This window comes from Pseudomonas sp. NPDC090755 (genome assembly GCF_044769005.1).
Lineage (GTDB): Bacteria > Pseudomonadota > Gammaproteobacteria > Pseudomonadales > Pseudomonadaceae > Aquipseudomonas.
Genome location: NZ_JBIVXC010000012.1, coordinates 162,937 through 173,706, shown reverse-complemented (window position 1 = coordinate 173,706; position 10,770 = coordinate 162,937). Strand labels below are relative to the sequence as shown.

The following is a 10,770-nucleotide window of genomic DNA, read 5'->3' as shown; positions in this document are numbered from 1 at the left end:
CCGAAGCGCAGCGTAGGGCCGTATGCAGGAGCGAGCGGTTTTGCCTACTTTTTCCAAGAAAAAAGTAGGCCGCCGTAAAGGCGGAAGGGGCCAGCTGCGTCGCCGCGAGGAATGGATAAGCACACAGCCTCAACACCCAAAGCCAAATCCCCCCAGAATTCCGTGAAGAAAAAAAGCCCGCCCAAAGGCGGGCCGATCCTGACGCAATCTCAATAACTCATACCATCATCTATCGAAATGCCCTTGTCGCGCATCTGACTGATCAGCCCGGCACGAGCATTCGGCACGTTGAGCAGCGCCTTGCGCCTCACCGCCGCCACCTCCTCGCCGGTATAGGGCTGGTAATGCTCGGGCACACTCGTCCCGGCAATACCGTCCTTGCGCATCAGCCAATTGATCAGCACAGCCAACTGCTCATCGCTGAGCGCCGACTGAGCCATACCCGGCACCCGCACGAGAAACTCACGCCCGCCCTCGACCTTGAGGAAATTACCGACGAAGTCCTTCATGCGCGGTACATCATTGGCCCTGGAACCACTGCCGTCGCCCAGATGACAACCCGCGCACTGCAACTGGTAATTCACCGCCGTACTGTAGCCCGCCTGGGCAATAGGCGTTTGCACCGCCTCGTTGCCGGGCGCGTGCTTCTGGTTCGGGTCGGGAATGGCCCGCGCCATGGCAAGCGGAGCTGCCAGGACACAGGCCAGACCGACGATCAGCAAAGAGCGCATGATCTTCGCCACCTCAGACCGCGACGCCGCGGATGATCGACACGGTGCAGTGGTAGATGTGCGACTTGGCGGCCAGGCACCAGTTCACGTCGTTGTTGTTGAACGGACGATAGGCGGGCTCCTCGCTGTCGTTGCGCGTACAGGCGCACTGGTTGCAGCTGTGCTTACCACAACAATCGTTGTAGGAAATGATGTAGTCCTTGCCGTCCGCCGGATTACGGCAGGTGCCGATCCAGGTGACCTGGGAGGCCTCGGTGCCGGGTGGGCAGGCATTCACGCTACCGCCGCAGCAGGAGCACAGGAAGCCGTCGACCGAGCAATAGCGCCAGTAGTCGCAGCTGTTGGGGTCGCCCGGGTCGCCTGCCATCGGCTTGTCGGCGGCCAGCGCCTTGGCGGTGCGGTCAATCGGCAACAGTACCGGCAGGGCCGCGCCGGCAATCATCAGCGAACCGATACGGCCGAGCAGTTTGCGTCGCGAGGTGGTGTCGGCGACGTGGCGGGCGGAGCGCTCGAACAGGAGGTCGAGAAGTTTCATGGGCCTGTCCTTTCGTTATCGTTATGCGTGGGCGTGTGGCGTGTTGTGGTCGTGCGCGTGGTCATGCGCATGGGCGCTGCCATGCAGGTACTGCTGCAGGGTGGCGCTGCCCAGGTGCTCGGCTTCGAACAGGCTGTCGAGGTGTTCGCGCGAGTTGACCAGGCCCTTGGCGCGCAACACGCCGTTCTGGTCGATCAGCGCTGCGTAGGGCAGCTTGCCGATCTGGTAGGTCATGCCGACCTGCGGGCCGACCACGTAGGTGGCGTCTTCCAGCTTGTGTTCCTGGATCAGCTTCTGCTGGGCGTCCATGTCGCCGTCGCTGACGAACACCACGTCGAGGCGGTTGGCCTGCTCCCTGGCGATCGACTTGATCGCCGGCAGCAGCGATTTGCAGATCGGGCAGGTCGGCGAGAGGAAGAACAGCAACTGGGCTTTTTCACCGGCGTAGCCGAAGTTGACCGCACGACCGTGGCGGTCGGCAGCCGTGACTTGAGGCGCCGGTTCGTTGACCGCAACGCCTTTGTCGACCATCAGTGCACCGGCGGGGGCCAGGCGCGAGTGCAGCACGCCGATCTGGCGTACCAGCCCCATCACGGCAAAGGAGAGGGCGATCAGCAGGGCCCAGAGCAGGATGTTGGAGACGATCAAGCCTTCCATATTTCACCTTCCAATAAGTGTGAACAGACGAGGGCCGTTGGCCAGCAGGCCTTCGGCGGCGGTGTAGATGAGCAGTACAACGGCGCTTGCGGCGATCACCACGAAGCCGTCGAACAAACCGAGATCGCGTGCCTGCGGGGCGATGCCGGCGACCAGCGCCAAAGCCACCAGCACGCTGTTGCGCACGAGCAGCAGCGCACGCAGCGGTTGCGCCTGGTCGGGGCCGGAGCAGCCGCAGTCGATGTCGGCGCGACCGCGCCACAGGTTGATGCCGATGGCGGCCGCGTATTGCGCCAGCAACGCGGCGGCCAGCAGCGCGGCGCTCGGCCGGCTGGCCGGCACCAGCAGGGCGAAGGCCACGCCGATTTCCAGCAGCGGCAGGCAGCGGGCGACCGGCTTGAGCAGCGCCTGCGGCAGCAGTTGGTAATCCTCCAGTTGCTTGATGAAGCGCGCCGGCGCACGGAACTTGTGGGTCGCGGCGCTGGCCAGGATCACCGCAACGCTGATTGCGCTGGCGATGACGAGGATCGGATCGATGTGCATGGGCTCACCTCGCTCAGTGGCTGAGAATCTGCGTGGCGGTTTTATGCAGCTTTTCCATCGTGCCGGTGTGCTTGCCGCGCTTGAGGTCGAAGATGTCCAGGCCGCCACCGACGTTGATGCCGAGCAGCAACGGGTTGTCGTCGCTGGTGGCCTGCAGGCTCCAGATCGGTGCGCCTTTGGTGCTCAGGGTGCCGATCTTCTTCTGCGTCTTCAGGTCGAAAGCCCAGATGGTGTTGCTCGGGTCTTCCCACTTCATGGCCTCGTGGGCGTCGTGCATGAGCACGTACAGGCGGTCGAGCTTCGGCGCGACAGCGATCAGCTGCCAACCGCCCGGCGCCCAGCCGGCCTTCTTCTCTTCGTCGTTGACCAGTGACCAGCTCGGCAGGACTTTCGCCTGCGCGCCCGACAGGTCCAGGGTGTGCACGGTGCCGGTGGTGCTGGTGAAGTAGAAGGTGTCGCCGACGTTCACGCCGCGTTCGACCAGCTTCTCCGCATTGGGGTCGAAGAACTTGGTCTGGGTGCGGGCGGTCTCCTTGCCGTCGTCGCCCAGGGTCAGCAGCTGAATGCTGCCGTCACCGCACAGCGAGGCGATGCGGCGCTTGCCCACCGGGTAGCTGAGCACGCAGCCGGGAATGGAAATTTCGCTGGCCACGGCCTTGGCCTGGGTATCGACCACGGTGATCGAGGTCGAGGGGGTGAAGTTGTAGACGTAGACGAAGCGGTCGTCGGCGCTGGTGGACAGGCCGAAACGCTGGGTCAGTGCCTCGGCACGCTTGGAGGGAATGACCACTTCCCAGTCCGGGGCCAGGGTGGAGGTGTTCCAGGCGGTCAGCACGTCGGTGCGGGTGCCGCGGGTGCCGCGCGAATAGAACAGGTCGGCGCTATACAGCTGCTTGCCGTCACGGCTCAGGGTCGAGGGGGCGGCGAAGCCGGTGCTGACCATGCCGAGGAAGCGCTTCTGGTCCGGGTCGACCACGACCACGCGGCCGGTGACGAAGTTGTCGAATTCCACATCGACCACATAGGCGCGGTGCGGCGAAGGTGGGAACGGCAATACCGTCTGGCCGATGCCAGTGTCGGCGGGCAGCTCGGCGAGGGCAGGGTGTGCGCCGGCTAGCGACACGCCAAGAGCCAGGGTGGTTTGTGCAAGGATCCTGGTTATTCGCATCAGGGGGCTCCCTTAATTATTGGATGTAGCGGATCGCGAAGGCATTGGCAGGGCGGTGCTGCACTAGTCTGCCCTGAGGGCGTACAGCGGGCATTGTTGTGCCTGCCAACCCGTTGTTTGCCTGTGCCAGAGGGCGACGATCAGCAGTAGGCGGAGGCTGCCACCCGAAGGGCATCAGAAGGTGGTGACGAACACCAATTGGCTGTACAGGTTGTTGCTGTTGCTGCCCAGCTGGGTGCCGCCTTGTTCGGCGCTCTTGTCCGGCTGGTACAGGCCGATGAGGGGCATCACCATCAGGTGCTCGTTGACGCTCCATTCGGCGTACAGGTCCAGTTCGCGACCGTCGGTGTTGCCAAGGGTGCGGTCGATGGTGTCGAAGTTGAACCAGAGTGCGCCGAGGTTCAGGTTGTCCAGGGGCGATACCTTGAACTCGACTTTCTGAATGCGCGAGTTGCTGTTGAACGGGCCGGCATAGTTGCCTGCGACTTCGCCCTGGAACCAGGTGCCGTAACCGCGGCTCATTCCGTAGAACAGGGGGTCGAAGCCTTCCGAGAAGCGGCTGTAGCGATAACTGAGGTTCGGCTTCCAGGCCACGTCGGCGAAGGTCCAGCCGGCCTCCAGGTACCAGGCGTCCTCGGTGGGGGTGTGGGGTTTGTCCTGCTTGGCGTATTCGCCTGAGAGGAACAGGTTTTCAACCCCGGCGTTGCCGGCAGCACGCAGGCTGTAGGTCTTCATGCCATCGCGTTCGAGTTGTGCTGGCGAGGCGAACGCCTCATCCACATCCGTGGTGTCGATATAGGTCAGGCCCAGCGTACCGGCCTCGGCCACGTGCTCCAGGGTGGCCACGTACATCTCTGTCTTGGCCTGGGCACGGTTATCCGACTTCAGCCACATCAGGTCGCTGCGCCAGCCTTCCTTGCCGCCCAGGCGCAGCACGGCGGTCTGGTCGAAGCTTTTGCGCGCGGCCAGGTAGTAGGCGCCGCCGCGATTGAACTCGCCATCGGCCAGGCCTTTGCCCAGGTTGAGCGAGTCGCCTTGAATCAGGAAACCATCGCCTACGCTGATGGTCTGGCGCCCGAAGGACAGGTCGACACCGTCTTCGCCAAGGGCCTGGAACAGGTTGCCGGAGCGCCAGCCGAGGTAGGCGTCTTCGATCTTGGTGGTGCGCTCGGAACCGTCGCTCAAGCCTGCGGCATCACCGTCTCCCCAACTCCCCGAGCTGAGCAGCGCGAATGCGCCATAGGCGGTGCCGGCGCCGGCCAGGCCCTGGTCGCCGCTGAGCCCATATTTGATGTAACCCTCGCGCCAGGAGGACGAGCCCTGTTGCAGACGTCCGCTGAGGGCATAGTTTTCCTCGCTGTGGAACACACCGAACACCGCCTCCAGGTTGGCGTTCAGGTGGCTGTTCTGATCGGCATACAGCTCATGGGCACTGGCCTGGGCGGCAGCGCCTGCCAGCAATGCGAGCGTGGAGAGGTGAATCAGGGGCGACGTGTGCATGGACGGGGTTCCGTTCTTATTAGTGTCGGCGAGCAACTCGATTGAGCTCGTCCGGATACTAAGTCGTCGCTTGAGGCTGTCCTTTTACCTGCTTGCCATCCGTTTGCGTGTATCTGCCAGATTGATTGCGCTGCACCTCACCTGCGTATTCCCGGGGGCGGGGTCCGATTTTTCCAGCGCAGACTAAAGCTGCTGATTTTTTTGGTTTTTTTTAAAAATTTCGCTTTACGACATGTACGTACCTGCGTATTATGCGCCCCACAGCAGGCACATAGCTCAGTTGGTTAGAGCACCACCTTGACATGGTGGGGGTCGTTGGTTCGAGTCCAATTGTGCCTACCAAATCCCAGAAAGGGCGATCCGCAAGGATCGCCCTTTTTGCATTCTGCTTCCACACACCTCCCTGTAGGAGCGGGCTTGCCCCGCGATGCGATGTAAGTGATACACCGCGATCGCGGGGCAAGCCCGCTCCTACGCGTCTGCATAAATGCTAGAATCCGCCGCTTGCATCCAGGAGTAAGACGCGTGCGTAAAATCGCGGTGGTAATGGCAGTGCTGGCGCTGGCCGGTTGTGAGAATGAAGTCGAAGGCGTGCACAAGCAGGTGGCCGAACACCTGCAAAACCCCAAGACAGCCAAGTTCGCCAACGTGCGGATCGACCAGCAAGGCATGATCTGCGGCCAGGTGCGCGGCAAGGACGACGCCGGCGCCTTCGTTCCTTATCGCAGTTACGTGGCGTTCAAGAAAGCCGACGGCTATGACATCATCATCGCCGACCAGGGCAGCACCCTGCGTATCCGTGAAGCCTGCGGCGGTGCCGAGCTGCAGCGCCGTGCCGAGGCCCTGGCCGACCAGCCGGCGCCGGAAGGCTGGGATGTCGAGATCGTCCAGGGAGCCAACATGGGCGCCCTGAGCGACATGACCGCACGCCTGATCGAAAAGCAGATCCCGTCCTCGGTGGTGTACCGCGACGGCAAGCCGGTGGTGTTGCTGGGCCCGTTCCCGGACAAGGCCGAAGCCGAAGCGAAGCAGGCCGACGTCATGACCCGCCTGGGCACCGACTCGATCGTCATCCAGCACGGCGCCAGCCGCTAGCCAACGCCTTCCCTGGCCTCGTACACTCACGGCTCACCCCAAGGAGAGCCGTGATGAAGGATTCATCCCCCGCCATAACCTTGCAACGCGCCAACGAGCATCATCTCGAAGGGCTGGCCGCACTGTACAGCGACCCCCGGGTTTCCCGCCTGGCCTTGCAGTTGCCTTACCAGTCGCTGGACAACTGGCGCAAGCGCCTGGGTTCGGGCGAAGACTACGAGCGCGTGCTGAGACTGGTTGCCCTGCACCAGGGCCAAGTGATCGGCAACTGTACCCTGGAGCAAAACCCCCGCGTACGCCGTAGCCATTGCGGCAGTATCGGCATGGGGGTGGCATCGGCCTGGCAAGGGCAGGGGGTGGGGACTCGCCTGCTGTCGGCGGCGCTGGAGATTGCCGATAACTGGATGGGCCTGCGGCGCATCGAGCTGACCGTGTTCACCGACAATCAACCGGCGCTGGCCTTGTACAAGCGCCATGGCTTTGAAGTTGAAGGACAATTGCTCGACTATGCTATGCGTGACGGCGTGCTGTGCGATGTGTATAGCATGGCGCGTCTGAAACGACGCGGGAGTTGAGCAGGAGGGCCTTATGTCTACGCTGGAGCGGGCCATTGCGGTGGCGGCCAGGGCGCATGAAGGGCAGTGCGACAAGGGTGGCGCCGCCTATATCCTGCACCCGTTGCGGGTGATGATGAGGGTCTCGACGGTGGAGCAGCGCATCGTCGCCGTGCTGCACGATGTGCTCGAAGATTCTCCCATGACGCTCTCGGACCTGGCGCGCGAGGGGTTTGCCCTGAAGATCCTGGCGGCGGTGCAGGCGCTGAGCCGGCGCGATGACGAAAGCTACGAAGCCTTTGTCGCTCGCCTGGGTGGCGACCCGCTGGCACGGGTGGTCAAGCTGGCCGATCTTGCCGACAACAGCGACCTGTCGCGCATTGCCATGCCAGGCCCTGAAGACCTGGCGCGCCTGACCCGTTACCAGCAGGCCAGCGCCTACCTGCAGGCGCTGGCCTGAGCCTCAACCGCAGGCGCTGAGGTTCACGGGGCCGACGAACGCGTTGCCGTGTCCCATCACGCAGGCCACCCGCTGGTTGCGCTGGCGCTCCCAGGGCTGCGGCGGGTAGGTCTTGTTCCAGGCCTCATAGAGCTGGCGGTCCTGCTTGGACAGCTTGAGGTTGTACTGCTTGCTCATATAGAAGTAGGTGCGCGCGATCATCCCGCGGATCGACGGCCGTGGCATGACCTTCTTGGCCTTGAAATCCACCTGGGTCAGGCACGAACCGTACTGCCCGCGCTGCTCGGGCAACCAGCCGAAACTGAAATTGCTGCGATCCCCGTTCACCTCGCCAATGCTTGGCACCAGGTTGTGCAGGTCGGCTTCGGCGCGCTGGTAGACCTTGTCGTTGCTCGAGCAGTTCTTGCGCCCGCCGTCCTGCCAGCACTGGCGCTGGTGGCCGATCTGCCAGGCCGGGACGATGTGCTCCCACTCGATGCGTGAAGCGCGGTTGGCGTTCTTGCGCGGGACGTAGCCGCAGCCGGCGAGGTCGACCTTGTTGCCGTTGTACTTGCAGCCACAGTAGAACTCGGTGGACTGCGGCGCATACAGGCGCCAGGCCACCTTCTTGGCTTCGGTGAAGGTGCGTGGCGCGTCGGCATGGGCGGTGGTGACACTGAACAACAGGCAGGCGACGGCAAAAAACGAAACTCTCATGCGCAGTCAGTCTTCCTTCGGCACAACCCAGAAAATCTGCACGCCACCGTCGTCGCGGTGGGCGAGGGTGACGTTGTCGTTCTCGGCGATTTCCTCGAGCAGGGTTTCCCAGTCTTCAGGGGACTCGTGCTCTAGGCGGAAAATCAGCGCGGCCCGGGCTTTTTGCGCGGTGGGCGCGTTGATGATTTTCTGGATGCGGATACCCAGTTGCTCGTAACTGCTGGCGGGGGCGGAGGTGTTGGCCACGAAGCGTTCCTTGTTGTGCTGTATGTGCATACAGTATTTTACTGTAAGCAATTTCGCAACAGCTCGTCGGTGAAAGAGCGCATGTGACCGCAAACCGCCTGGTTTGCTGCGGTCTGTTTAAGGTTTTTTTGCTGAAGGTGGGGGAGGGTGCGCTTGCCCATCCTACAGGCGGGCAAGCGCTGGCGGGATCAGTATTCCCAGAAGATCCGCTGCAGCTCCTTGCTGTCCTGGGTCTGGGTCAGGGCGACCATGGCCAGGATCCGGGCTTTTTGCGGGTTCAGGTCGTGGGCCACGACCCAGTCGTTCTTGTCGTCAGGCTGCTCGGCGTTGCGCAGCACGAAACCGCCGGTGTTGACGTGGGAGGAGCGAATGACCTGCACGCCGTCCTTGCGCAATTCCTGCAGCGCCGGAACAACCCGCGACGACACCGAGCCATTGCCGGTACCGGCATGGATGATCGCCTTGGCGCCGCCCGCAGCCAGGGCCTTGTAGGCGGTGTCGGTGACGTTGCCGTAACCGTAGGCGATGTCCACGGCAGGCAGGCTGCTGATCTTCTTGATGTCGAATTCCGAATCCTGGGTGTGGCGCTTGGCCGGCAGGCGGAACCAGTAGGACTTGCCTTCCACTACCATGCCCAGCGGGCCCCATGGGCTCTTGAAGGCTTCGGTCTTGATGTTGACGGTCTTGCTGACGTCGCGACCGGACTGGATCTCGTCGTTCATGGTCACCAGCACGCCCTTGCCGCGTGAAGCCTTGTTGCTGGCCACGGCCACGGCGTTGTACAGGTTGAGCATGCCGTCGGCCGACATGGCGGTGCCCGGCCGCATGGAGCCGACCACCACGATTGGTTTGTCGGTCTTCTCCACCAGGTTGAGGAAGTAGGCGGTCTCTTCCAGGGTGTCGGTGCCGTGGGTGATGACGATGCCGTCGACGTCCTTGCTGTCGGCAAGTTCGGCCACGCGCTTGCCCAGTTGCAGCAGGTTGTCGTTGCTGATGCTCTCCGAGGCGATCTGCATCACTTGTTCACCGCGCACATTGGCCAGGCTGGCCAGCTCCGGAACGCCGGCGATCAGCTTGTCCACGCCCAGCTTGGCCGCCTGGTAGGTGGCGCTGTTGGCGGCACTGGCGCCGGCGCCGGCGATGGTGCCGCCGGTGGCGAGGATGACCACGTTGGCCAGTTTCTGTTGCTGTTCCACTTCCTTGGCGTTGACGCCGGCGGGCAGCAACAGCAGAAGGGCCAGGGCGCCCGGGACGAACGGAGTAAGCGCAGCTTTCATCGAATATCTCTCTTCTTAAGATGGAGTTCGCGGTGCAGCCCGGGAGGGAGAGCAGAAAGCGTACCAACTCAACCGTTCATCGGTTTTCATCATCATTGTGTTGATTTGCAGGGGTTTTACCGCGCCGAAATCTTGCATCCACTGCCATTCTGGTTCGGATAACCGAATATTATTTGTAGGAGTGTTCGGTTTTACGGCGAATTTAAGGATAATTCCTACGCATAGCGTCCCAAGGGTGTACGTCGCGGAATTGACAAAATTGGGTACTATTTGCATAGTAAGTTAACGCAAACGTTTGCGACCCGATAAAAATCATAAAATCCGGAGTAAACCCATGAAGTTGCCGTTCGCAGGACGCCTCCTGGCCGCTGCCATTCTGTCTTCACTGTCCCTCGCCATGCCCTTGTCCCAGGCCCAGGCTGATGAAAAGCCCAAGGTCGCCCTGGTGATGAAATCCCTCGCCAACGAATTCTTCCTGACCATGGAAGACGGCGCCAAGGCCTACCAGAAAGAGCACGCCGGCGAATTCGAGCTGGTCTCCAACGGCATCAAGGACGAGACCGATTCGAGCAACCAGATCCGCATCGTCGAGCAGATGATCGTCGCCAAGGTCGACGCCCTGGTCATCGCCCCGGCGGACTCCAAGGCCCTGGTGCCGGTGGTGAAGAAAGCCATGGATGCCGGTATCACCGTGGTCAACATCGACAACCGCCTGGACCCTCAAGTGCTCAAGAGCAAAGCACTCAGCGTGCCCTTCGTTGGCCCCGACAACCGCAAGGGCGCACGGCTGGTCGGCGAGTACCTGGCCAAGGAAAAGCTCAAGGCCGGTGACCAGGTCGGTATTATCGAAGGCGTCTCCACCACCACCAACGCCCAGCAACGCACCGCCGGCTTCAAGGATGCAATGGAAGCGGCGCAGATGAAGGTGGTCTCGGTGCAGTCCGGCAACTGGGAAATTTCCAAGGGCAATGAAGTGGCCGCTTCCATGCTCAACGCCAACCCCGACCTCAAGGCGCTGCTGGCCGGCAACGACAGCATGGCCCTGGGCGCAGTGTCGGCAGTGCGGGCGGCGGGCAAGACCGGCCAGGTACAGGTGGTCGGCTACGACAACATCAACGCCATCAAGCCGATGCTCAAGGACGGTCGCGTGCTCGCCACCGCCGATCAGCACGCCGCTAAACAGGCAGTGTTCGGCATCCAGGCGGCGCTGAAGATGATCAAGGGCGAAAAGCCTGAAGTGGACGCCGACAACGTTATCCAGACCCCGGTCGAACTGGTCACCCAGTAGTCGCAGCATGTGCGCCCGCG

General features: G+C 62.5%; 13 protein-coding genes and 1 tRNA gene. 5 read left to right on the top strand and 9 right to left on the bottom strand.

Translation table 11 applies throughout. The annotated features are described in order from the left end of the window. Positions 1 to 209: 209 nt before the first annotated feature. The 6 genes from ACIQUS_RS18530 to ACIQUS_RS18505 form a co-directional block, all read right to left on the bottom strand. On the bottom strand, positions 210 to 731 hold the full coding sequence (locus ACIQUS_RS18530) for a cytochrome C (RefSeq protein WP_403049457.1): 522 nt from the start codon (positions 729 to 731) through the stop codon (positions 210 to 212). A gap of 13 nt (positions 732 to 744) precedes the next feature. Beyond that, positions 745 to 1,266 (bottom strand): methylamine dehydrogenase light chain, encoded by a 522-nt coding sequence (locus ACIQUS_RS18525; protein ID WP_403049454.1) that lies wholly within the window; start codon positions 1,264 to 1,266, stop codon positions 745 to 747. Between the two features lie 21 nt (positions 1,267 to 1,287). Further along, positions 1,288 to 1,923 carry a methylamine dehydrogenase accessory protein MauD gene (mauD, locus tag ACIQUS_RS18520; RefSeq protein ID WP_403049451.1) on the bottom strand — a complete coding sequence of 212 codons (636 nt, stop codon included), beginning with the start codon at positions 1,921 to 1,923 and terminating at the stop codon, positions 1,288 to 1,290. Positions 1,924 to 1,926: 3 nt separating this feature from the next. Then, a complete protein-coding gene (locus ACIQUS_RS18515) occupies positions 1,927 to 2,466 on the bottom strand; it encodes a MauE/DoxX family redox-associated membrane protein (RefSeq protein WP_403049448.1) in 540 nt (179 codons plus the stop codon). A gap of 13 nt (positions 2,467 to 2,479) precedes the next feature. Continuing rightward, on the bottom strand, positions 2,480 to 3,634 hold the full coding sequence (locus ACIQUS_RS18510; protein WP_403049445.1) for an amine dehydrogenase large subunit: 1,155 nt from the start codon (positions 3,632 to 3,634) through the stop codon (positions 2,480 to 2,482). A gap of 174 nt (positions 3,635 to 3,808) precedes the next feature. Further along, positions 3,809 to 5,134 carry a hypothetical protein gene (locus ACIQUS_RS18505; RefSeq protein ID WP_403049442.1) on the bottom strand — a complete coding sequence of 442 codons (1,326 nt, stop codon included), beginning with the start codon at positions 5,132 to 5,134 and terminating at the stop codon, positions 3,809 to 3,811. A 265-nt stretch (positions 5,135 to 5,399) separates the two neighbouring features. Here ACIQUS_RS18505 and ACIQUS_RS18500 point away from each other — a divergent pair. From ACIQUS_RS18500 to ACIQUS_RS18485, 4 genes are all read left to right on the top strand, one after another. Next, positions 5,400 to 5,476 (top strand) — tRNA-Val (locus tag ACIQUS_RS18500). 183 nt (positions 5,477 to 5,659) lie between these two features. Beyond that, the gene (locus ACIQUS_RS18495; RefSeq protein WP_403049439.1) at positions 5,660 to 6,229 is read left to right on the top strand and encodes an SPOR domain-containing protein; all 570 of its coding nucleotides are present in this window, start codon (positions 5,660 to 5,662) and stop codon (positions 6,227 to 6,229) included. A 53-nt stretch (positions 6,230 to 6,282) separates the two neighbouring features. Next, positions 6,283 to 6,804, top strand: a complete 522-nt coding sequence (locus ACIQUS_RS18490) for a GNAT family N-acetyltransferase (protein WP_403049436.1) — start codon at positions 6,283 to 6,285, stop codon at positions 6,802 to 6,804. 13 nt (positions 6,805 to 6,817) lie between these two features. Continuing rightward, the gene (locus ACIQUS_RS18485; RefSeq protein ID WP_403049433.1) at positions 6,818 to 7,243 is read left to right on the top strand and encodes a GTP pyrophosphokinase; all 426 of its coding nucleotides are present in this window, start codon (positions 6,818 to 6,820) and stop codon (positions 7,241 to 7,243) included. Between the two features lie 3 nt (positions 7,244 to 7,246). On the opposite strand, the gene ACIQUS_RS18480 is transcribed toward ACIQUS_RS18485, so the two are convergent. The 3 genes from ACIQUS_RS18480 to ACIQUS_RS18470 form a co-directional block, all read right to left on the bottom strand. Then, the gene (locus ACIQUS_RS18480; RefSeq protein ID WP_403049430.1) at positions 7,247 to 7,939 is read right to left on the bottom strand and encodes an endonuclease; all 693 of its coding nucleotides are present in this window, start codon (positions 7,937 to 7,939) and stop codon (positions 7,247 to 7,249) included. A gap of 6 nt (positions 7,940 to 7,945) precedes the next feature. Then, positions 7,946 to 8,215: a DUF1654 domain-containing protein gene (locus tag ACIQUS_RS18475; RefSeq protein ID WP_403049427.1), complete on the bottom strand. Its 270-nt coding sequence runs from the start codon at positions 8,213 to 8,215 to the stop codon at positions 7,946 to 7,948. Between the two features lie 158 nt (positions 8,216 to 8,373). Further along, positions 8,374 to 9,462 carry an asparaginase gene (locus ACIQUS_RS18470; RefSeq protein WP_403049424.1) on the bottom strand — a complete coding sequence of 363 codons (1,089 nt, stop codon included), beginning with the start codon at positions 9,460 to 9,462 and terminating at the stop codon, positions 8,374 to 8,376. 334 nt (positions 9,463 to 9,796) lie between these two features. Here ACIQUS_RS18470 and ACIQUS_RS18465 point away from each other — a divergent pair, with 334 nt between their 5' ends. Further along, positions 9,797 to 10,750 (top strand): sugar ABC transporter substrate-binding protein, encoded by a 954-nt coding sequence (locus tag ACIQUS_RS18465; RefSeq protein WP_403049421.1) that lies wholly within the window; start codon positions 9,797 to 9,799, stop codon positions 10,748 to 10,750. Positions 10,751 to 10,770 lie beyond the last annotated feature (20 nt).